This is a genomic window from Vibrio sp. CJQ_6, assembly GCF_043106745.1.
Lineage (GTDB): Bacteria > Pseudomonadota > Gammaproteobacteria > Enterobacterales > Vibrionaceae > Vibrio > Vibrio furnissii.
The window spans coordinates 149,209-172,071 of sequence record NZ_JBICMV010000007.1 but is presented as its reverse complement, the minus strand read 5'-3'; the positions used below and the strand labels follow the sequence as shown (position 1 = coordinate 172,071).

Genomic DNA, 22,863 nt, shown 5'->3' with positions numbered 1-22,863 from the left:
CGTTACGCTTTCATTTTGTAGCCAACACCACGCAGCGTTTCAATTTCTAAACCTGGTAGTTTTTGGCGTAGCTGTAGAACGTGGGTGTCCACGGTACGTGTGGTTGGGAAATGGTTGTAACCCCACACATGATCCAGCAGTTCATCACGTGTAAATACGCGGCCAAGGTTGCTTGCTAAAAACAGCAGCAGGTCGAATTCAGTACGTGTAAGCGTGATCGATTCACCATTAAAGAACACTTCGCGAGTGGCTTTATCGATGGTTAAATTCGCAGTCACGACTTTGCTGTCATCCTGATCTTCATTTTCAGGAGAACGAAGCTGAGCGCGCACGCGGGCAAATAATTCTGCTTCGGCAAAAGGTTTTGTTAGATAGTCGTTGGCGCCTGCATCTAAACCGGTCACTTTATCTTTCACGGTGACAAGCGCAGTCAGCAAAATGACCGGCACGTCTTTCAGTTTCTTCCAATCCGCGAGGTGCTGCACTGAGTCGCCATCAGGTAACTGACGGTCAAGAATCACCAAGTCGGCTTTTTCCCAATATTGCTTTACACCAGCAATCGTCTCTGCATGTAAACAGTCATATCCTGCTTGCTCCAAACTAACTAGAAGTCCGTCAGCTAGGTTTTTATCATCTTCAACGAGAAGCAATGTCTGTTTCACAGGGTATCTCCAATATAAAAGTGGTCGGCGGTCCGATTAGGGTCATTGTTCCACCCATTCGCCCGACCATCGATTCTACTATAGTTAAGCCAAGTCCTAAGCCACTTTTACTGACAAATGGCTTGCGTAAATGACGCCAATCCTTGTTTGTAAGCGTTCCTTGGTCCGTAACCTTGATTGTGACAGCGTTAGATTTAGTAATTACTTCCAATGTCACGGGCGCAACGCCATATTTGACCGCGTTGCGTATTAAATTATCGACACAAGTCCCCAGCCAGTAGACATTCAGTTTGGCTGCAATGTCTTCGTTAATTTTGAGTTCTACCGGCTCGGCGAATTCCTCTTCAACCTTGTATTGTAACCACTCTTCAACGGACGGAACCCAGTCTGTTGCAAGAGGTTTGTTATCAGATTGCAAATAATCCTTACTTGCCTCTGCCAATTGCCTTAATCGACGTGAATCTTCACACAGCCTACGGAACTCATCGTATACAGACTCAGGCAAATGTTCAAATTCGCGACGAAAGCCTTCGACGGTTAACGACAGGCTTGCGATCGGTGTGCGTAGCTCATGCGTAAGGATTTGCAGAATGAGCATGCGGCTCTTCATGTCCTGACGCTTTGAATTCCAACGATAAATTGACCAACCAAATACCAAAAGTATGTTGGCAATCACCAAAGCGACCATACTAATTCGTAACAAATCAGAATGATCTTCAATGTCCCAACAGATGTTGCCGCGCTGCACAAAGCACGTGCTGTCTGAAGTGACTATGTTAAACGATAATCCGGCTTTGCTGGCGTTTCGATTCCAAGTTTCTTCATCGAAAACGTAATATTCGTCCCCTTTTCTCAGCCAAAGTTCCGTATCGTCCCCAAACATAACGGCGCCGGCGATCAATGCCGTCATCGTGTCTTCATTCATGCTCTGTAAACGGCCCAATAAAGTGTTGGTTTCGGCTTGCGGGCGTTCCTGAATGTGCATGTATTGTTGCAGGTCGCTCGTTTTGTCGGTGTGAACTTCCGCATAGCGCGAAGCGTATGTCCCACCGCCTGGGTGAATCAACGCACTGCGGGCAAACCAACGCATGGGTAACTGCGTGCCTTTACAGATGGCGCGAGTAAAAACCAGCGGTTCGGTGACCAATGGGTTGAGCGGTAGTTTTCCGGTACAGGTTTGAGCCAGACTATACAGTTGCTGGATATCTTTTAATGGATAAGCGGAGGTTTGCGGCAACATGGTATCGGGCGTCAGAAGACGTGTTGGGTAGTCATTCTGGATTTCGCGAATGTCGTACGATACAACGGCCGATTGGTAGTCAAATAGCGATACAAACAGATCGATGCGCTCAGGCAGCGAATCTGCATAAGATGAGGTTGATGTGAATAGCCCTAAAACTGCTAGGGTTCTGAGTATCGCTTTAATCAATTTGAATCTTCGGCAGATCATAGGGTTACAAAACTATAACGTATTCTCTTAGAAAGATACATTTGGCGTGTTATATTGCTGTCAATAATGCATCATCGAATAATAAAGAAGCCAGCTAAATGCTGGCTTCTTGTGTCTTGAGAATCGGAGATTACAGTGCTTTAGAAATGGCGTCTACACTATCTTTCGCATCGCCAAACAGCATGTACGTGTTCTCTTTAAAGAACAGTGGGTTTTGCACACCCGCGTAACCCGTATTCATCGAACGTTTGAATACGATAACGTTTTGTGCGTGCCACACTTCCAGAACGGGCATCCCCGCGATTGGGCTGTTCGGGTCTTCTTGCGCCGCTGGGTTCACGGTGTCGTTCGCGCCAATCACCAACACAGTATCGGTGTCTGAGAAATCATCGTTGATCTCATCCATTTCCAACACGATGTCGTAAGGCACTTTCGCTTCCGCCAACAGTACGTTCATGTGACCTGGCAGACGCCCCGCTACCGGGTGAATACCAAATCGCACTTCAACACCCATGGCACGAAGTTTTTCAGTGATCTCAAAGACTGGGTACTGAGCCTGTGCAACTGCCATACCGTATCCCGGAGTGATGATCACAGACTTCGAGTTTTTCAGCATATCCGCCACATCTTCAGCGTTGATCTCGCGATGTTCACCCTGCTCTTCATCTGAACTAATCACCACTTCTTGGCCAAAGCCACCTGCGATCACGCTAATGAACGAACGGTTCATCGCCTTACACATGATGTAAGACAGAATCGCACCTGAAGAACCAACCAGCGCACCGGTCACGATCAAAAGATCGTTTGCCAGCATAAAGCCTGCTGCCGCGGCCGCCCAACCTGAGTACGAGTTCAGCATCGATACCACAACTGGCATATCGGCACCGCCGATTGAAGCCACCAAGTGGTAACCGAACGCGAACGCAATCAGCGTCATCACGATCAGCGCAAACATACTGCCGTCAGCGTTCACAAAGCGAGTCAGCAACAAGGCTGAAATCACCAGCGCCGCAAGGTTCAGCTTATGTTTGTGGGGTAGATTCAAGGGTGATGATTTGATGATGCCACGCAGTTTACCGAAGGCCACGATGGAACCGGTAAACGTCACCGCACCAATGAACACACCGATAAAGACTTCCACAAGGTGAATGACATGTTCAGCATGGGTGGCCACTTCTGGCGCATCCAGATAGCTGTTGTAACCAACCAAAACCGCAGCCATCCCCACAAAGCTGTGAAGAATAGCGACCAATTCTGGCATTTCGGTCATTTCAACTTTCTTCGCGAAATGCATCCCGATCGCGCCACCAATCACCATCGCCAGAATGATCCACGCGAGGCCTGAAGCGCCAGGGCTGAAGATTGTTGCCAGCAACGCGATGGTCATCCCCGCGATACCGTAATAGTTACCTGCCTTCGCAGACTCCTGCTTCGACAGACCTGCCAAACTCAAAATGAAAAACAGAGCAGCAACAATGTACGCCGCTTGTACTAATCCTGCAGACATTGTGTACTCCCTTAGTTTTTACGGAACATTTCAAGCATACGTTTGGTCACGGTAAAGCCACCAAAGATGTTGATGCTTGCAATCAGCACTGCGATAAATGCAAGGAAAGTGACAGCACCGTTTCCTTGCCCGATTTGCAGTAGTGCACCTACTACGATAATGCCTGAGATCGCGTTGGTTACTGACATCAGCGGCGTATGCAATGAATGCGTGACGTTCCAAACGACGTAGTAACCCACCACACAAGCCAATACGAACACGGTAAAGTGACCGAGGAACGCAGCTGGCGCGACTGATGCAATCCACGCAAATGCGCCGACACCAACAGCCAAACCCACCAGTTTTTTCACCGGTGAAACAGGTTTCTCTTCTTTCTTCTCTTTTACCGGCTGTGCTTTCGCTTGCTGCTGAGGTTGTGCTGACACCTGAATCGGTGGCGCAGGCCAAGTAATCTCACCCGCTTTCACCACGGTGACACCGCGCAGCACGACATCATCAAAGTTGATATCGATGTTGCCGTCTTTCTCTTTGCATAGTAGTTTCAGCAGGTTCACAAGGTTGGTTGCGTACAACTGAGATGATTGCGTTGGCAGGCGACCGACCATGTCGGTGTAACCAATCACTTTGACGCCATTGGGGGTGACAAACACTTCATCTTTGACGGTGTATTCACAGTTACCGCCGTTGGCTGCGGCCAAATCCACAATCACACTGCCCGGCCTCATGCTGTCGACCATCGCCTTGGTCACCAGTTTTGGCGCAGGTTTGCCAGGGATCAGTGCCGTGGTGATGATGATATCAACGTCTTTCGCTTGCGCGGCGTACAGTTCAGCCGCTTTTTTGTTGAAGTCATCCGACATCTCTTTAGCGTAACCGTCGCCAGAACCAGAGTTTTCCTTGTAATCCACTTCAAGGAACTCAGCGCCCATCGACTGCACTTGTTCTTTCACTTCTGGACGAACGTCGAATGCGCGAACAATGGCACCGAGGCTACCGGCAGCGCCGATCGCCGCAAGGCCAGCAACGCCGGCACCCGCAACGAATACTTTCGCCGGTGGGACTTTACCTGCCGCAGTGATTTGGCCGGTAAAGAAGCGACCGAATTCATGCGCCGCTTCAACGACCGCACGATACCCGGCAATATTGGCCATGGAAGACAAAGCATCCAGCGCTTGAGCGCGTGAAATACGTGGTACGCAGTCCATCGCCATCACGTTGATGCTTTTCACAGTGAGTTTTTCCATCAGTTCAGCATTTTGCGCCGGCCAGATGAAGCTAATTAGTGTTGCGCCTTCCTTGAGCAAAGAAATTTCATCAACTTCTTCGTTGCTGACAGGTGCATTCACTTTTAAGACGATGTCCGATTGCCATACGTCATCTTTACTCGCCATGGTCGCGCCCGCTGCTTGATAAGCAGCATCTTCGAAACTGGCCAGCGATCCTGCCTGAGATTCGATAACGACCTCAAACCCTAGCTTAATGAGCTGTTCAACCGACGAGGGGGAAGCAGCGACTCGCGTTTCTCCTGCGAGTATTTCTTTTGGTACACCAATTTGCATAGCAGTTCCTTGACTATTGGCACAATGATTATTCTGTTTTTATCTAACGACTCACCTAACTTCAAGCTCTTTGTTATATAAATACACACTTTCTTTGCTTACTACGTGAGGTAGTAAAGGATTCTGTTGAACCGAGGCGCGGAATACAACAGCACTTCAACTCAGCAGAGGTCAAACCAGTATAGACAAATATCTATAAAAACAGGAATTTGCAAAGTACACAAAAAAACAAAAGAGCCATCAGCATATCGACTTATGGCCCTTTTATTTATGATTTCTGTCAACGACTGGATGAGTTAAGAGAAGATCTTTCCACCCATTTGATCAATGAACATTTGCGCTTTTTTCAGCATCAATTCTTTGGCGTCGTCCTTACTGGGCACGACGTCTGAACGAATGAAGCGATGGGTTTGCAATTCGCCATCAACCTCTTTGGTGATGCGTCCGGCAATGCGATACTGGCCACCTTCTGAAATCGGCTCTTGGTAAATGAGAAAGCCTTTGTATTCAACCGGTTGAACCACTTCGATTTGATTTTCTGACTTACCGCCAAATAAACGAGAAAACAGTCCCACAATAACTCCTTTGGGTAATTCAATTTAATGCTGGTTTTTATGTCCGACAATCGGCTTTTCGTACCATTCAAGTTCCGCGTCTTCATCAAAACGCGTTTGGGCAATCACCACCGGAACCTCGTCATCATCACGATTTTTACGACGATCGTCCACGATCATTGACTCAGCGGCTTGCACGGCAGTCTGCGCCCGTTTCTTTAATACCACCAAACGGGCTTCCGGCAGTGCCGACAGGAAATCGACATCGTGACGAATGTAGATCGGACGAATCTGACTGAGCGCCAAGCAGGCGAGATCCGCCAGTTGCTCGTTGGAATAGTTGTCTACGTATTGGTCCTGGGCCAATACTTGGCCAACCAGAGTTTCCATGTAGTTGTGAACATCAACGCTGATTTGCATCGTTACTCTCCTGATCGCGAAGTCTCGCGGTTTTCTTCCCCCACTTCAACAGCATCATCACTCAACGCATTCGCTGTATGAAGCGGTTTGAAGGGTATTCAAGGCCTGATAAGGTATCTGGCTACACTAGCCAACAGTTAATGGATAGGCAATGAATGCCGTATATCCTAGATAAAATCTATGGCTAACCGCTCGCTTTTACGCCTTAAGTTTAGCAAAAGGCTTGGAAAATCATTAAATCGAAGTATGCTAGCCCACATAACTATTTTTTAAATTGTCATTATGTCAAATGGCTAGTTGTTAGAACATGTCATCGAGTCTAGTTACCTCGTATTGGTTTCGGTTTGCGTTCCCGATCATTTTGCTGTGCGCATTGTGGTTTGGAATGAATAACGTCATTCTGGTTACCCGCTCAAACTTGGGTTTTGCGGGCAATCTTCCTTACGTGCTATTTATCGCGGCGATTGCGATTGCCCATCTGTTCAAACAGAGTCGTATGGCGATGGTCGCCAGCGCGATGTTGATCTGTTATTGGGTCATTCAGTATCGGTTACAAACCCCACTCAGCTCAGGATCGACGTTGCTGGAGTTATCGCTGTTGGCGATTTTGCTTCCCGTGGCGTGTTTGTTGAGCTACGCGTTCAAAAATGGCGGATTATTCAGCCGTGGTTTTGCTACGTATCTGGGCATTCTTGCCATGTTTGGTGTGTGGTGTTTTCTCATCATCACACAATACGAATCGGGCGGCTTCGCACAATTAAGTGAAGGCCTGCTTTATTCCGTCGATCAGGTCTCGAAACTGCCCTTCATTTTGGTTTTGTATCTCGCGGCATTGGTCGGCGTAACCAGCATTTTTGTATTGACCAAAAATCGCTTGATGGATGTGGTGATCTACACCTCGATTCTGCTTGCCGCCAACACCTTCATCTTTTTCCAGATTCAGTATGTGTCGAGCACGATGTTTTCGCTCGCCGGCGTGTTACTGATCCTGTATTTGCTGTCGGCCAGCTATGAGATGGCGTTTAACGACCGACTGACGCAGTTGCCGGGGCGTCATGCTCTGGAATTGGATATGCGCCACTTAGGCCGCAAGTTCACCGTGGCGATGGTGGATGTGGACCATTTCAAAAGCTTTAACGATTCGTATGGCCACGAAACGGGTGATGATGTGTTGAAGTTGGTTGCGGCTCGTTTGCGCATGGTGCAAGGGCGCGCGAAGGTGTATCGCTACGGTGGTGAAGAATTTACAGTGCTGTTCAAAGGTAAAACCGCAGAACAAGCGATGGATTATCTCGAGCTATTGCGTGTGGATATCGAAGCGTACGACTTGGTGATTCGTAATCTGGAATCGCGCCCTAAAAATGACAAAGATGGCGCCAAACAGCGCTCGGATTCAAAGCGCATGTCGGTCAACATTACGGTGAGTATCGGTTTGTGCGACAGCACCTTACAACGAGACCCCAATGAAGCGTTGAAGTTCGCTGACCAAGCTTTGTACGCCGCGAAAAAAGCAGGCCGAAACTGCGTGAAAAATGCCGGTTAATCCTGATTAAAGAACAGCACAATACTGCCCCCTTTGAATGCACTGCCGTAATTCAGAGACAACCCAATCCCGATGTTATCGATAAAGCTGATTTCAAACGGCGGCGTCATCAACCAACCCACACTCGCTTCGTAGTACATGGACGTACCCAGCGGTTGTTGAATATCACTCCCTACATCCACACGTCTTAAGCTGGAATAGATTGACTGCACCGAGCGGCCAACTTGAGAAAAGTCGTAGACGCCTGTGATGGTGTTAGCGATATACCACCCTTCTGGATGACCAATGTCCCCTTGGTTTGCATCGCCCCAGCCATAGCCGTAAAAATAGTGCCATGAGGAAGAGACATTCCAGCGCCCCCAACTTTCTTCGGCTTGATATTTGAGTTTAAAGTGCGGTTCGTAAACATTCGCCCATGCGGTGGTGTTAAACAGCAGATTATCGAGATATGGCGCCACTTGCTTGCCCGTCGGGCTGTTGTAATCAAGCGTGTTCTCGTAGCGCAGCAGATGCACGCCAAATCCCGGTTCAAACGACCAATGTTCATTGAATGTGTGACGAAAGCGATACGCCGCGTACAAATCTACAATCACTTGGCGAAAGTCATCTTTGGGCTCATCGGCGGCAAACTGCAGCGTCTCTTCCGTCACCATGCCGGATAATCGCAGCAACACACTGTGCTGGTTTATCGCGTCTGGATCGCTCAGTTCAAAGGTATACGGCAATGTTGAGACCGCATATTTTTTACGGTTGTCGATGGAATCTTCCGTGCCCCAGTTTTCGTTGTCCGTATTGAGAAACTCATTGGGGTCAAAATCGCTGATCCCCACGGTAAATACATCACTGTCGCTCAGCACAATCGTGGCTGCGAAGCTGTTTTCCAAAAAATTCTGAATCGACGCATACCCGGCATGACCCCACGACGGATACAAACACAGGGCGCTAATTACGGTGAATCGATAAAGGGAATTGAGCATATGTCGTCAGTGATCAGCCTTCGGTTGAATATACCGGTTATGTTAGTTCATCCCGAGCACGGGCGGTATCAAAGTTTATCCGTATGTCGCCCAGTTGAGAACTCGATCCACTCCATATGATTCATCGCTTCAATCTTTTGATTTGTGTCAAATTTCCTTAATCAACTTGTATATAAATGAATAAAAACGCAATAAGTAGTTACTGAGTGAATGTTCAGTACTAGTATTAAATAAGCCGTCTCTGAGTTGTGAGTGTCAAGGAGGACATTTGGCTGTTAATCAAGATGTTCCGTCGATATATGGTAAATGGATGCGCTTTGTATCACTTCGCCCGATTGTCATTGCCCTCGCCTGGCTGATCCTTTGGCGCGCAGCTGCGCTGATGGAATATGAACCCCACGTGAGTATTTGGTTTCCGCCAGCTGGGGTGACATTTGCGATATTTCTGGTCCTGGGCTGGTCTTATCTTCCCGTTCTCATGTTTTGTTCGATTGCGGCCACCTTTTGGGAAAACAGCATGTACGGCTCGCAACAACCGTTCACCACCCTCGTTTCAACCGGGTTGTTGTTTGCCGCGATCCACAGTTTTTCCTATTGGCTCGGCGCTGCGCTCCTCAAACAGATCAGTTCGCAACAAGACAGTGTGAAAATCCCCAATCTGATTCTGACGTTTCTGATCTTGTCGGTCTGTTCATCGTTGGTTGCGGCGGTCGGCGGTTCTACGGCGCTCGCGATCACTGGCATTATTGAGTATGGCGACATCATGGACCTTTGGGTGCCTTGGTGGGTGGGCGATTTGATTGGCGTTGTGGTGATTACCCCGATTGTAGTGTCTGTGCTGGGGGCATTTTATCCATCAGAAGGTCGCTGGATTACCAAACATTTCAAACCGCTGATTGATGATGCGCCCAAAGCGCCGTTTATCTATAAACTGATGACAGCCAGTGCGATATTGTTCGTGATCAGCATTCTGGTGAGTGCGTATCCCACATCGCAAATCGTCTTTATGGTCTTCTTCCTCGGCATTGCGCAAATGTGGATTGTGTTTACGGAAACCGCGACACGTTCATTCGTGAGCTTAGCGCTGTTGAGCACGCTTACGGCCGTGTTCGTCGATGTATTGGGGCTTTCCGATCGCGCCATGGTGTATCAATTCACCATCTATTTGCTCGCCGCCAATACCTATTTTGGGTTGTGGGTGCCCCACATTCTGGTGGACAACCAGAAACTCCGTCGCCTTTCAGAGCAAGACATTCTGACGGATGTACAAACGCGCCAATTCTTCATTCGCAATGTGCATGACGAAGTGATACGCGCGCGCCGCTACAATCAGCCGGTCTCGATGGTGCTGTTTGATGTCGATAACTTTAAGGCAATCAATGACAACCATGGCCACATTGTCGGCGACAAAGTGTTGATTGCGATAGCCAACTTGGTCAAACAAGAAATTCGACCGTCAGACAAAATTGGGCGCTTTGGCGGTGATGAATTCATGTTGCTTTTGCCCGGCGATGATTTATCAGGTGCGATTCGAGTGGCCGAGCGTTTGCGTCAGGCCATTGGGCATCTCTATATTGATGATTTTGGTGACATTGTCACGTGCAGTTTTGGCGTGACCGAAATGAAAAGCAACGACAACTTCGTTTCCGCGTTTGAACAGGCCGATAAGCTGCTGCTGGCTGCGAAAAAAGAAGGCCGCCATCGCGTGAAGTCCTAAGCACAACGCTATCTGATGCCGTCATAAATATTATCGCCGTAGCAAACATCATTGCAGCAGTAAACATCATTGCAGTAGTAAAAAAGGAGCCATTTGGCTCCATTGCTTTTGAAGGGTTGTTTGGATGAGTGATCTCGGCGGCGTTAATCCAAATCGCCCTTGGCAAAGCAGCGCTGTGTCAACACGATGTGGTGTTGGTTTAAAGCATCAAACTGCTCTGTCTTGACCAATTCGGTCACCTGCGACAAATCAATGCGGCTGGAATCGTATAACACGGCGCACAACGCGTCACCAGCCAACAAGTGATGTTGCTCGCCATAGTCGGTATAACGCGATGAACCCAACGAAATCAACATACGCTTGGGGTAACCTGCCTCTGCAAGTAACGCCGCGATGCTGTGCAATGCACCTTCGTTTTTCTGCTGATTGATCTGTTCAATCAGCCAAGAAATCAACTGCTCATAGCAATAACTGTAGTCGCTCAGCGACACATCATGGCCACACGCAGTCCAACGTCCATCGCGAGCATGAAAACTACAAAACCGATATTTGCCCAAACCGTCCGCAGCGCTGAAACTGCTCAATGGCCATGCGTTGGGCGCAATCCCTTTTGACGCCATGCCCCAGTTTTTCTTTTCAGCCAACTTGCTCACAACGGCATTGCGATGGGTTAAATCGTTGAGTAACGTCATCGATTCTGGCACCAAGCCGATCACCGACGTGCCAAGATATTTCACCGTCACGACCAGCGCAATTTCCGGCTCCATCTGCACTTTTGCATTCACATCCGATGGTAATAATACGGTATCAAACGAGTACGGATTAACAGCAAGATAAGGTTCCGTGGCATTTGGCACAAAGAAGGGAAACAGTGCCTGCGGGCGACTGGCATCCACCGCGCCCTGCAACGCATTAGCCTCCCCGGTTTGCTGTAAATGACCCGCGAAATTACCGGCGATCCCGAGCCCGAATAACGGGACTTTTTGATGACTATTTGAACTCAATGCTTCCTCCATGAAGCTCCATACGTTACGACGTCACGGCTAAGCCGCGTAAAATCACATCAACCAGAAACTGCTGCGCCTGTTCAAACTCTTCTTCAGACATCGGCGCGCCTTTGATGAGCTGAATTTCGGTATCAAAGTCTGCGTAAAACTGCGTCGCGCCCCAAATCAAAAACAGCAAATGCAACGGATCAACCGGGCGAATTAAGCCCTGTTCGACCCACGCGTTGATCACACTCGCTTTGTCTGCAGCCCAGTTGACGACCGGAAACTGAATTTCATCACGAATCACCGGCGCGCCCTGAATAATCTCTTGAGCGAAAATCTTTGACTCTTGAGGATGCGTTCGGCTGTAGCGCATTTTGCCGACGATATAATTGCGCAGCACCGCTTGTGGCGAACTGTCGATGGCACTTTCTGAAAAACCTTCATTCCACAGCGTGAGAATGTCTTGCAATAATGCTTTATACAGCCCGGTTTTGGACTTGAAGTAATACAGAATGTTGGCTTTGGGCAAATTCACTCGGTCAGCAATCGCCTGAACTGATGTGCCTTTGTAACCATGTTTGACGAACTCATCAGCGGCGGCCTGCAAGATTAATTCCTGATTGCGGCGGCGAATTTCTCCGGAGATTGAGCGTTTCTGCGGTCTCAGTTCCGTATCCAAGTGAACTCCTTTCATATTGGCCCTTTATTACAGTAATCAATGCTTATGCACCGCTTGTCAAGCGTCGAAATATGCACTCTTTTTAAGCAGTTGCACATTTATGGTTCAGTGCCGTGATACGCCATCCCCCTCACGCCTTATCCCGACAAGATTTGAACACTTGGTCAAGTTTTTGCATTTACCCTTTCGAAAAAAAAATAGAAAGGAATCTGCTCAACATGACTACACCACTTCTCGAACTGTGGAATCTCAGTAAGTTTTTCCCGGGTGTCGTGGCGAATGACAAAGTGAATCTCAAACTGTTTCCCGGCGAAATTCTTGCGTTGCTGGGTGAAAATGGCGCTGGCAAGTCCACGCTGGTGAAAATGATTTACGGGGTCAACGCACCCAGTGAAGGTGCGATTTTATGGAACAATCATGAAGTCAGCATGACATCCCCCAATCAAGCCCGCACCATGGGAATTGGCATGGTGTTCCAACACTTCTCTGTGTTTGAAACCCTGACGGTGTTAGAAAATATCCAGTTGGGGCTGGATAAAGAATTTCTCGACTCTTTGGATGATTTACGCCAAACCATTATCGAAAAAAGCGAACAATATCAGTTGCACGTGGACCCGGATCGTTACGTTCACAGCCTGAGTATCGGCGAGCGCCAACGGGTTGAAATTTTGCGTTGTTTGATTCAGAACGTAAAACTGCTGATCCTCGATGAGCCAACCTCGGTACTGGCCCCGCAGGAGATCGAAGGGTTGTTTACCGTGCTCAATCAACTGGCGTCTGAAGGCTGCGCGATTTTGTTCATCAGCCACAAGCTAAAGGAAGTCACCACGCTTTGTCATCGCGCTGTGATACTGCGTGGCGGCAAAGTGACGGGGGAATGCAACCCTGCCCGCGAAACGCCCAATTCAATTGCGCGCATGATGGTTGGCGATGAAACCCAATTGTCGGAAACGTACCCAAAAACTGCCAGTGAAGCGGTGGTGATGCGCACAGTCGATCTGTCACTCGCGCCGTCTCATCCGTTTGGATGCAGCTTAAAGCACATTAATCTTGAGCTTCGCAGTGGCGAAATCTTTGGTTTGGCGGGCGTTGCGGGCAATGGTCAGGAAGACTTGTTGGCCGTGCTGAGCGGCGAAGACACGCGCGCCGATAAAGACGCGATCCAGTGGCAAAATACGCCGATTGGCCATTTGCATGCAGGATGCCGCCGCCAACTGGGCTTAGCCTACGTCCCGGCCAATCGCTTGGGACAAGGTGCCGTGCCGGAGATGAGTTTAGAAGAGAACACGCTGCTGACGCATGCGCGTTCGCTTTGTCGCAGCGGTGTGATTCAATTTCCCAAACTCAAAGCCATGGCCCAAAAACTGATTCAAACCAATCAGGTCAAGTGCCGCAATGAACAGTCGCAAGCGAAAAGTTTGTCGGGCGGGAATCTGCAAAAATTCATCATGGGGCGTGAAGTGGCACAAGCGCCGCACGTGTTGATTTGTGCGCACCCGACTTGGGGCGTCGATATTGGTGCGGCCAGCGCGATCCATCGACAGTTGATCGCATTGCGCGACCAAGGTGCTGCCATTCTGGTGGTGTCTGAAGATATTGATGAGCTGTTCGTGCTTTGCGATCGCCTCGCGGCGATTTATGAAGGCCACGTCTCTTCGGCGGTGAAAACGGCGGACACGTCCATTGACCAAATCGGAGAATGGATTGCAGGCGGCTTTATGGCGTCGCAGGAGGTGGCCCATGCTTAACGTGCAACCTCGTCTGGAAAGTTCAAAGTTGATGATGTGGCTCTCGCCATTCATCGCTGTGACCTTAACGCTCGCTGTTTCCAGTGTGCTGTTTGTGTGGCTAGACGTCAGCCCGGTGAAAGCGTTTCAGGTATTTGTGATGATGCCCTTTTCCGACAGCTACAACTTGGGCGAATTACTGGTGAAATCCGCGCCGTTGATGCTGTGTGCCGTGGGTTTAGCGCTCTGTTATCGTGCCAACATCTGGAATATTGGCGCTGAAGGCCAGTTATTAATTGGTGCTGTGGCGGCAAGTGCGGTCGCGGTGAACGCCGATGACACCTCAGGGATTGGCATGCTACTGGCGACCTTAATTGCGGGCATGGCCGCTGGCGCTGGCTGGGCTGCAATTCCAACATGGCTGAACCGCCGTTTTCACACCAACATCATTCTTACCACCATCATGCTCAACTACATCGGGTTGTATGTGCTGCTGTGGGCGGTGCATGGCCCGCTTCGCGATCCACAAGGGTTTGGCTTTCCTGAATCGCAAATGTTTGCCGATGCAGCGCTGCTACATCCGTTGTTTGACAGCGGACGCGCATCAGCGTCGATCATTGTTGCGGTCGTGATTGCTTTGGTTTCGGGTGTTGTGTTGTTCAAAACCCTGCCCGGCTTTCAATTACGCGTGCTCGGTTCTGAGCGTGCGGCTGCCAAATACGCCGGTTTTTCAGAGCATCGCCTCGTTTGGGGCGTGATGTTGTTTGCTGGCGCATTGGCAGGTTTTGCGGGCGCTGCCGAAGTCGCGGGCCCGATTGGTCAACTGGTGCCCTCTGTTTCGCCGGGCTATGGCTACGCAGCCATTATCGTGGCGTACTTGGGGCGTCTGAATCCGATCAGTGTGATTGTCGCATCGCTATTTATGGGCGCGCTCTATATGGGAAGCGATCTGGCACAAATCGAACTCGGGCTGCCAACCGCGGTCACCGGGCTTTTTCAAGGCACGCTACTGTTTTTCCTGCTGGCGTGTGATTTTCTGATTCACTATCGCTTTGTCCCCAAAAGCGCGTTACGGGCGCCCGCTCAAACCACGCTTGTAGACGAAAAAGGAGCCGCATAATGGATGCGTTATTGATTCAATCGCTGTGTATTGCGGCATTGAAAACCGGAACCCCGTTACTCATCATCGCTTTGGGCGAGTTGATTTGTGAAAAAACGGGCGTATTGAATTTGGGCCAGGAAGGCATGATGTTGATGGGCGCGATGGCAGGATTCGCGGGCGCCTATTTCTCCGGCAGTTTATTAGTTGGCATTCTGGTTGCCATGTTGGCTGGTATGTTGATGGCACTGCTGTTTGGCGTCTTGACATTAACCTTGAGCACCAATCAGGTGGCGACTGGGCTGGCATTAACCATCTTTGGTACGGGTCTCAGTGCGTTTCTCGGCGGCAGCTTAGTCGGTTCGACAATCGTCGGCTTCAAAGCGATGCCGATCCCACTGCTGAGTGACATTCCGTTCATTGGCCCATTGTTGTTCAATCATGACTTACTGGTCTACCTCAGCTTCGTGTTGGTCGTCGGCGCTTGGTGGGTGCTGCACAAGACACGTGCGGGGCTGATTATTCGCGCGGTTGGCGAAAATCCTCACTCAGCCAATGCGCTCGGCATTAAGGTGATTAAAGTGCGTTACATTGTCACCTTAATCGGAGGCGCGCTGGCAGGTTTGGCTGGCGCGTATATGTCCCTCGCCTACACGCCGATGTGGATGGAAAACATGACCGCAGGCCGCGGCTGGATTGCGCTGGCTTTGGTGGTGTTCGCGTCGTGGCGAATTGGCAATCTGGTTTTGGGCGCGTATCTGTTTGGCTTCACCTCGATCATGCATTTGATGATGCAAGGTGTGGGCGTGGATATTTCACCGAACCTCTTAGCGATGACGCCATATGTGGCAACAGTTGTGGTGATGGTACTGCTCAGTTCAAATGAGCTGCGCCAGAAGCTAGCGACGCCGATGAGTTTAGGCAAGCCATTCGATCCCAAACGTCACTAGTTGTATCGTCAAAAAGTTTCCATTGTCATGACGTTCCATTGTCATTAAAACCAAAACGTCACGACATGAGGAAGCCCGCACTGCGGGCTTTTTTTATTTTAATCGCGGCTGATTTCAGCTGCATCAAATGTGTGCACATCATGAATCACTAAGCACCAAAATTACGCATTCTCCCATCATGCCCAACGCATGTTTTCCATGCTTGAAGCACGTCTTTCTCTTTCGATGCCTTGCTGCGTAAGGCTTTCTCTCATCAATGAAAAATAAATTTTCAAAACACGACCAATTGGTCAAGTTTTTGCTTTATCCATTCATAACGATGCGTTGCAAACCGAAAGCCTTAATTCAAACAGCAACAATCTCAACTCAAACCATAAAATGAAAACGGAGAATTTCATGAAACTAAATCAGTGGATGACGGCTGCGGCACTTTCTGTGTCTGCACTGCTCTCAACTTCGGCACAAGCGGATGATCCGCTGAAAGTCGGCTTCGTCTATGTCGGGCCGATTGGCGACCATGGTTGGAGTTATGAGCACGACCAAGGCCGCATCGAAATGGAAAAGTACTTCGGCGGAAAGGTCAAAACCACATTTGTCGAAAACGTACCGGAAGGTGCGGATGCAGAACGCGTGATCACGCAGTTGGCAAAATCGGGCAATGACGTGATTTTTACCACCTCTTTTGGCTTTATGAACCCAACGGCGAAAGTGGCGAAACGTTTTCCGAAAGTGACCTTTGAGCACGCCACCGGCTACAAGATGGATAAAAACTTGGGCACGTACGTGCTGCGCACCTATGAAGGTCGTTATGTCTCTGGTGTCGCTGCGGGGATGGCCACCAAAACCAACACGCTGGGCTACATCGCAACATTCCCAATTCCGGAAGTGATTCGCGACATCAATGCCACCTATCTGGGCGCGAAGAGCGTCAATCCAGACATCAAACTGAAAATTGTTTGGGTCAACACTTGGTATGACCCAGGCAAAGAGTCGGATGCTGCGAACGCACTGATTGACCAAGGCGCAGACATCATCATTCAACACACTGACAGCCCAGCGCCACTGATTGCCGCTGAAAAACGTGGTGTGATGGGGATCGGCCAAGCGTCTGACATGAGCCATTTTGCGCCGAAAGCGCACATGTTCTCCGTACGTGACCACTGGGCGCCGCACTACATCAAAACCGTCGAAGGTGTGATGGATAAAAACTGGAAGCCACAGGATTACTGGGGCGGTCTGAAAGATGACGTGCTGCAGATTGTGTCCATCAACCCGAATCTCCCTGCTGAAATCAAACAAGCTATACTCAGTACAGAAGACAAAATTAAATCTGGCGCTATCGTTCCGTTTACCGGCCCGATGAATGACAACCAAGGCCATTCCGTGATCGCTGCGGGTCATTCTCTAACCGATAAAGAACTTGCAGGCGTGAACTGGTACGTCGAAGGTATCGACGCCAAGATCCCTAACTAATCTCACTTCCGGCTCGCGTCTCCTGCTCACGGTGCGCGAGCCATTTTTTACCTAGCAAGTTGACCAATTGGACAAGTTTTAAAGACAGAGGAAGTTATGTTAGAGCTCATGATTAACAGCGAGGTGATCAAAGTGGAATCGGCCAAGGCGGATACCATGCTGCTCAACTACTTGCGCGAACAAAAACAGATGACAGGCTCTAAAGAAGGATGCGCCAGTGGCGATTGCGGTGCCTGCACCGTCGTCATGGTCGATCTGGATGAATCTGAGCACCTTCGTTATCGTCAGATCAACGCCTGCATTACACCGATTCATGCACTGCATGGTAAACAGATCATGACTGTTGAACATCTCAAACAGGGTGACGCATTGCACCCGGTTCAGCAAATGGTGGTCGATAAACACGGCACGCAATGTGGCTTTTGCACGCCGGGGATTGTGATGTCGTTGTACGCCCTTTCAAAACAAGAAACGGCTCCCGAAAACCCCAGCGATTTTCTCGCCGGAAACTTATGCCGCTGCACAGGCTATGGCCCGCTGATTGAAGCCGCGAACACCATTGCTCATAGCCAAATTGAAGACCCACTCAGCCGTCATGACGAAACCGTGAAACTCTGGCTCGGTTCTGTGGCCGAAAGCAATGAGCCGCATTACGCGCGTCCTGCTAACCGTCAAGCCTTGGCCGAAGCGATAGCCGCCATGCCGGATGCCAAAATTATCGCAGGCGGGACCGATCTATCACTCGAAGTGACCCAACACATGAAGTCGCTGCCGCAACTCATCGATATTTCTCATGTAGATGATCTGCTGGGGATTTCTGAAACCACGTCAGGCTGGCGAATTGGCGCAGCGGTGCCGATGAATCAGGTTCACGAATTTGCCAAAGCGCATTTCCCAACCGCTGATGAAGTCATTGAACGTTTGGGCAGTTTAACCATTCGTCACCGCGCAACGCTCGGTGGCAGCCTTGGTCATGCCTCGCCGATTGGCGATATTGCCCCGCTGCTGATCAGCCTCAATGGTCGTATTGAAGTCGATGATGGTGAAACCCGCACTCTGTTTGCACCTGAAGATTACATTACCGGCTATCGCGAAACGGTATTGAAACCCAATCAATGGATCAGCGCGATTCACTTGCCGCGTTTGGCGCCGAATCAACATCATGCGATCTACAAAATCAGTAAGCGTTACGAAGACGACATTGCGACCGTGACGCTGGGCATCAATATGACCATTGCCACCGATGGACGAGTGAAGCACTGCATCATTTCAGCAGGCGGGGTTGCTGCGAAATCGGTGCGACTGCATGAGCTGGAAAAAGTGTTCGTTGGCCGCCCATTGTCACTGCCCATCGTTCACGCCGCGAAAGCCCTGGTGCCCACACTGATTCAGCCACTGAGCGATGTACGTGGCAGTGCTGACTATCGAGTGAAGTTGGTACAAAACCTGCTGCAACGCTTTTATCTGGAATCACAACACGTTGAAACAAGGTTGGTGCAACATGCGTAAGTTAACGTCGATTGAATCCTCACACACGCAGCCGCACACCGCATTCCAGGTGGTTGGGCGTTCTCACCAGCACGAAAGTGCCGAAAAACAAGTCAGTGGTGAAGCGCAGTTTTTAGATGACTACGCCACGCCACGCGGTTGTTTACACGCAGCCGTTGTCACCAGCGCGATTGCTAAAGGCCAAGTCAGCTCGGTGGATCTGAGTGCTGTCAGTCAGGCCGACGGTGTTGTTCGAGTGCTGACGGCGGACGATATTCCGGGCGAAAAAGACATCGGAACCATCTTTAAAGGTGACCCATTGATGATGCTCAACGGTGAGATTCGCTATTTCGGTCAACCCATCGCTTTGGTGTTGGCAACCAGTCATGAACAGGCCTGGAAAGCGGCTCGTCTGGCGAACGTTGAATACACAAAAAGTGACAATGTCACCCTGAGTTATGCCGAAGCGAGCCTTCTCGAACCTTTACTGGCTCGCCATCAAATGGGCCCGAATCCCGATACGACGCTGTTCGACCAAGCCGACATTCATCTTGATGGCGACCTGCATGTGGGCGGTCAGGAGCACTTTTATCTGGAAGGCCAAGCGAGCCTTGCTGAACTCACTGAAGATGGCGGCATCTTTCTGCGTTCTTCAACCCAAAACCCGTCGGAAGTCCAAAAGCTGGTTGCCGAAGTGCTAGCGGTTGATTTTAACCGAGTCACCGTCGATATGCGCCGCATGGGCGGCGGATTTGGCGGTAAAGAGAGTCAGGCTGCGCAATGGGCATGTATGGCGGCGCTGGGTGCGTTTCACACCAAACGTGCGGTAAAAATGCGTTTGCCACGCGCCGTGGACATGACAGCAACCGGTAAACGCCACCCCTTCTATAACCGCTATCAACTTGCGGCGGACCAACAAGGCGTGATCCAAGCCGCCAGTATTGAAGTGAACGGCATCTGTGGTCACTCGCCGGATCTTTCGGATGCCATTGTCGATCGCGCGATGTTCCATGCCGACAATGCCTATTCCCTCGGCAAGGCCACGGTGGTTGGTAATCGTCTTAAAACCGACATGGTCTCTCACACTGCGTTTCGAGGCTTTGGTGGCCCACAAGGCATGATCGTGATTGAGAAAGCGATGCAGGAACTGGCGATAGCCACCGGACTCGATGCACTGGATGTGCGCCTGAACAACCTGTATCGCGCGGGCAAAAACATCACACCATATGGCATGGAGGTGGAACAGTATGACGAGATGCGCGGCATCATCGAACAGTTAGAAGCTGATGCTGACTACCGCGCGCGCCGCTTGGAAATCGAACAATGGAACAAGCGCAATCCGGTGCTGAAAAAAGGTCTGGCGCTCACCCCCATCAAGTTCGGCATCGCGTTTACCGCCACCCACCTCAATCAGGCAGGCGCGCTGATCCACATCTACACCGATGGCACGTTGCAGGTCTCGCACGGCGGGACGGAAATGGGTCAAGGTCTGCACACCAAAGTTCAGCAGATTGTGGCGCAATCGATGGGGATTTCGCTTGATAAAGTCCTCGTCACATCAACACGCACCGACAAAGTGCCAAACACCTCACCGACCGCCGCCTCATCAGGCGCCGATCTCAACGGGATGGCCGCTCACAATGCAGTCATGACCATCAAGGAACGTTTACTGGCGTTTGCTCGCGAACATTATCACTGCGATGACTTAGATATCGTCAACGACACTTTGGTGGGTGCCTCGAACCCTGTTTCTTGGGCGGAGCTGGTGCAACAAGCCTACATGCATCGCGTGTCGCTCTCGGCCAGTGGTTTTTATCAAACACCGAAAATCGGTTACGACCGCGCCACTGCGACGGGTCGTCCGTTCTTCTACTTCTCGCTCGGCGCCTCTTGCTCAGAAGTCACCATTGATACGTTAACGGGCGAGCTGCGCGTGGATCGCGTGGACATTTTGCATGATGTGGGCAGCAGCCTTAACCCGGCGATCGACCGCGGCCAGATCGAAGGCGCGTTTATTCAGGGATTGGGCTGGCTGACAACCGAAGAATTGGTGTGGGCCAAAGACGGTCGCCTGCTCAGCAACAGTCCGATGAATTACAAAATTCCGACCATTGGTGATTACCCAAAACAGATGCAGATTACGCTGTATGACAAAGCCAATCCGGAGCACAGCATTTATCGCTCAAAAGCTGTTGGTGAGCCGCCGTTCATGCATGCCATCAGCGTCTGGTGCGCTATTTATGACGCAGTGGCATCCATTTCTGAGCATCGCTGCGCGCCGCACCTGCATGCGCCCGCAACAGGCGAAATGATTTTGAGTGCCTGTGAGCATCAACAGCAGTGGCTTGAAAGCCATCCAGTGAAGGAGAACGCCGATGTCATTCTCTCATAACGCCTTTTTGGCAAGCCCGGGGCTCAATTGGCTGGCGGCATGTCAGCAACTCGAACAGCGCGGCGAAGCGTACTGCATCGCAACGGTTGTCGCTTATGTTGGTTCCGTGCCGCGTACCAGCGGAGCCAAGATGGTAATCACGGACACGGCGCAGTTTGACACGCTAGGCGGTGGCAATCTGGAGTTTCAAGTCATTGCGCTGGCGCGTGAACATCTCAAAGCCAAGCAAAGCGACGTCACGATTGAACGCTTTTCTCTCGCGGCGGATTTGGGGCAATGTTGTGGTGGCGCGGTGCAAGTGATGTTTGAGTACTTTCAAACGCAAACGCCGCAAGTGGTTATCTTCGGTGCAGGCCATGTGTGTCAGGCGTTGACGCGTGTGCTTTCAGAGTTACCGTGTCACGTAAAAGTGGTGGATAACCGTGCTGAGTGGCTCACGCCGCTTGCTCAACTTGGTGTCGAAACACACCATTGCGACGACCCGTGTCAGGCGATGACCAGCCTGAACGATAACGCCTATCTCATCATCATGACCCAAGATCACGCGTTGGATTTCGAATTAACGCTGTCTGCGCTAGAAGCACGGCGCTTTGCGTTTGTGGGTTTAATTGGTTCGCAAGGCAAGCGTCAACGGTTTGAGTTTCGTCTCAAAGAACAGCTGAGCAATCCGGCATGGATTGATGCCCTGACCTGCCCAATCGGCCTCCCAGATGTACAAGGAAAGTTACCAATGCAAGTGGCCGTATCTATCGCGGCGCAATTGATTGGCCTGTTCGCTCATCAAACACCAGCGCCATCAAATGGTGATGTGCAGTGGCAGCAAGCCAACCAAGCGCGCAAATCACTCAAGGAAACGCACGAATGAACTCCACCCTGAATCAACTCGATTTGAGTGAAGAACAGCTGGCACAAATTTGTACCAGCAGACGTTGGCAGCAACTTATGCAGGCGGCGATGCCGTTTGAGTCGGCCGCGGTATTGAACGATGCCGCAGATGCCGCGTTTGCCCAGCTTGATGAAGCCGATTGGCTGGAAGCTTTTGCCGGACACCCGATGATCGGCGACATGACAAGTCTTGAGAAGAAATACGCGCAGGGTAAAGCGCTGAGTGCCAAGGAACAAGGTCAGGTTCAGCTGGCGTCCAACGAAACGCTGCAAGAACTGCTGGCGTTGAATCAACAATACCGCGCGAAGTTTGGCTTTATTTTCATTGTCTGCGCGACCAATAAAAGTGCCGACGACATGCTGGGCCTGCTCAAGGCGCGTATTCACCGAACCTACCAACAAGAGCTGCAACAAGCTGCAATTGAACAACAAAAAATCAGTCATATCAGAATGGAAGCGTACCTATGAATCAATTAAGTTGTCATGTACTCGACACCGCCAATGGCCGCCCGGCCGCAGACATTACCGTCAAGCTGTTTCGCTTGGGCAGTTTTGAGTGCCTTGCTGAAGCACAAACCGACCAGGATGGCCGAGTCAAATTTACCGAGGTCGCACTCGATACGCACAACTACACGCTACGATTTTTAGTGCAACCCTACTGTGAGGCGCAATTTGGACAGGCATTTTTCCCAATGATCGACGTGCATTTCACGGTGAGTGAAACGCGTAACTATCACATTCCATTGCTGCTCTCGCCTTATTCCTACTCGAGTTACCGAGGCAGTTGAT

20 protein-coding genes are annotated in these 22,863 nt (G+C 50.4%); 11 read left to right on the top strand and 9 right to left on the bottom strand.

Annotation, left to right across the window (positions count from 1 at the left end; genetic code table 11):
* Positions 1-2: 2 nt before the first annotated feature.
* The 6 genes from vxrB to ACF8PK_RS01455 form a co-directional block, all read right to left on the bottom strand.
* On the bottom strand, positions 3-662 hold the full coding sequence (gene vxrB, locus ACF8PK_RS01480; RefSeq protein ID WP_038152126.1) for a response regulator transcription factor VxrB: 660 nt from the start codon (positions 660-662) through the stop codon (positions 3-5).
* Positions 637-2,112, bottom strand: coding sequence for a sensor histidine kinase VxrA (gene vxrA / locus ACF8PK_RS01475; RefSeq protein WP_014257313.1), 1,476 nt, complete (start codon positions 2,110-2,112; stop codon positions 637-639). Before vxrA ends, vxrB begins: the two co-directional genes overlap by 26 nt.
* Before the next feature lie 130 nt (positions 2,113-2,242).
* Positions 2,243-3,619 carry a Re/Si-specific NAD(P)(+) transhydrogenase subunit beta gene (gene pntB, locus ACF8PK_RS01470; protein WP_014257312.1) on the bottom strand — a complete coding sequence of 459 codons (1,377 nt, stop codon included), beginning with the start codon at positions 3,617-3,619 and terminating at the stop codon, positions 2,243-2,245.
* An 11-nt stretch (positions 3,620-3,630) separates the two neighbouring features.
* On the bottom strand, positions 3,631-5,178 hold the full coding sequence (locus ACF8PK_RS01465) for a Re/Si-specific NAD(P)(+) transhydrogenase subunit alpha (RefSeq protein ID WP_392439770.1): 1,548 nt from the start codon (positions 5,176-5,178) through the stop codon (positions 3,631-3,633).
* Positions 5,179-5,474: 296 nt separating this feature from the next.
* Positions 5,475-5,753: an HlyU family transcriptional regulator gene (locus ACF8PK_RS01460; protein ID WP_004728134.1), complete on the bottom strand. Its 279-nt coding sequence runs from the start codon at positions 5,751-5,753 to the stop codon at positions 5,475-5,477.
* Positions 5,754-5,777: 24 nt separating this feature from the next.
* A complete protein-coding gene (locus ACF8PK_RS01455) occupies positions 5,778-6,152 on the bottom strand; it encodes a late competence development ComFB family protein (protein WP_004728133.1) in 375 nt (124 codons plus the stop codon).
* A gap of 307 nt (positions 6,153-6,459) precedes the next feature.
* On the opposite strand from ACF8PK_RS01455, the gene ACF8PK_RS01450 reads away from it, so the two are divergent.
* The gene (locus ACF8PK_RS01450) at positions 6,460-7,695 is read left to right on the top strand and encodes a GGDEF domain-containing protein (protein WP_392439767.1); all 1,236 of its coding nucleotides are present in this window, start codon (positions 6,460-6,462) and stop codon (positions 7,693-7,695) included.
* On the opposite strand, the gene ACF8PK_RS01445 is transcribed toward ACF8PK_RS01450, so the two are convergent.
* A complete protein-coding gene (locus ACF8PK_RS01445) occupies positions 7,692-8,672 on the bottom strand; it encodes a Solitary outer membrane autotransporter beta-barrel domain (protein ID WP_277987975.1) in 981 nt (326 codons plus the stop codon). The genes ACF8PK_RS01450 and ACF8PK_RS01445 overlap by 4 nt on opposite strands.
* A 268-nt stretch (positions 8,673-8,940) precedes the next feature.
* Here ACF8PK_RS01445 and ACF8PK_RS01440 point away from each other — a divergent pair, with 268 nt between their 5' ends.
* On the top strand, positions 8,941-10,389 hold the full coding sequence (locus ACF8PK_RS01440) for a diguanylate cyclase (RefSeq protein WP_238770910.1): 1,449 nt from the start codon (positions 8,941-8,943) through the stop codon (positions 10,387-10,389).
* Positions 10,390-10,532: 143 nt separating this feature from the next.
* Here ACF8PK_RS01440 and ACF8PK_RS01435 read toward each other — a convergent pair whose 3' ends face one another.
* Entirely contained in the window at positions 10,533-11,393 is an 861-nt protein-coding gene (locus ACF8PK_RS01435; RefSeq protein WP_392439764.1) for a DUF5718 family protein, read from the bottom strand.
* A gap of 25 nt (positions 11,394-11,418) precedes the next feature.
* The gene (locus ACF8PK_RS01430) at positions 11,419-12,060 is read right to left on the bottom strand and encodes a TetR family transcriptional regulator C-terminal domain-containing protein (RefSeq protein ID WP_392439761.1); all 642 of its coding nucleotides are present in this window, start codon (positions 12,058-12,060) and stop codon (positions 11,419-11,421) included.
* A 218-nt stretch (positions 12,061-12,278) separates the two neighbouring features.
* Here ACF8PK_RS01430 and ACF8PK_RS01425 point away from each other — a divergent pair, with 218 nt between their 5' ends.
* The 9 genes from ACF8PK_RS01425 to uraH all read left to right on the top strand — a co-directional run bounded on the left by ACF8PK_RS01425 (position 12,279) and on the right by uraH (position 22,862).
* Positions 12,279-13,808: an ABC transporter ATP-binding protein gene (locus tag ACF8PK_RS01425; protein ID WP_392439758.1), complete on the top strand. Its 1,530-nt coding sequence runs from the start codon at positions 12,279-12,281 to the stop codon at positions 13,806-13,808.
* Complete coding sequence (locus tag ACF8PK_RS01420) at positions 13,801-14,907, top strand: ABC transporter permease (RefSeq protein ID WP_154179891.1); 1,107 nt, start codon at positions 13,801-13,803, stop codon at positions 14,905-14,907. The genes ACF8PK_RS01425 and ACF8PK_RS01420 overlap by 8 nt, the downstream gene beginning before the upstream one ends.
* Entirely contained in the window at positions 14,907-15,836 is a 930-nt protein-coding gene (locus tag ACF8PK_RS01415) for an ABC transporter permease (RefSeq protein WP_392439756.1), read from the top strand. The genes ACF8PK_RS01420 and ACF8PK_RS01415 overlap by 1 nt, the downstream gene beginning before the upstream one ends.
* Positions 15,837-16,232: 396 nt before the next feature.
* Complete coding sequence (locus tag ACF8PK_RS01410) at positions 16,233-17,309, top strand: BMP family ABC transporter substrate-binding protein (protein ID WP_154179892.1); 1,077 nt, start codon at positions 16,233-16,235, stop codon at positions 17,307-17,309.
* A 96-nt stretch (positions 17,310-17,405) separates the two neighbouring features.
* The gene (gene xdhA, locus ACF8PK_RS01405) at positions 17,406-18,818 is read left to right on the top strand and encodes a xanthine dehydrogenase small subunit (protein WP_392439752.1); all 1,413 of its coding nucleotides are present in this window, start codon (positions 17,406-17,408) and stop codon (positions 18,816-18,818) included.
* Complete coding sequence (gene xdhB / locus ACF8PK_RS01400) at positions 18,811-21,189, top strand: xanthine dehydrogenase molybdopterin binding subunit (protein ID WP_392439749.1); 2,379 nt, start codon at positions 18,811-18,813, stop codon at positions 21,187-21,189. The genes xdhA and xdhB overlap by 8 nt, the downstream gene beginning before the upstream one ends.
* Positions 21,173-22,054, top strand: a complete 882-nt coding sequence (xdhC, locus tag ACF8PK_RS01395; protein WP_392439746.1) for a xanthine dehydrogenase accessory protein XdhC — start codon at positions 21,173-21,175, stop codon at positions 22,052-22,054. Before xdhB ends, xdhC begins: the two co-directional genes overlap by 17 nt.
* The gene (locus ACF8PK_RS01390; protein WP_392439743.1) at positions 22,051-22,542 is read left to right on the top strand and encodes a 2-oxo-4-hydroxy-4-carboxy-5-ureidoimidazoline decarboxylase; all 492 of its coding nucleotides are present in this window, start codon (positions 22,051-22,053) and stop codon (positions 22,540-22,542) included. Before xdhC ends, ACF8PK_RS01390 begins: the two co-directional genes overlap by 4 nt.
* Positions 22,539-22,862 carry a hydroxyisourate hydrolase gene (uraH, locus tag ACF8PK_RS01385; protein ID WP_044364051.1) on the top strand — a complete coding sequence of 108 codons (324 nt, stop codon included), beginning with the start codon at positions 22,539-22,541 and terminating at the stop codon, positions 22,860-22,862. Before ACF8PK_RS01390 ends, uraH begins: the two co-directional genes overlap by 4 nt.
* Position 22,863: the final 1 nt, after the last annotated feature.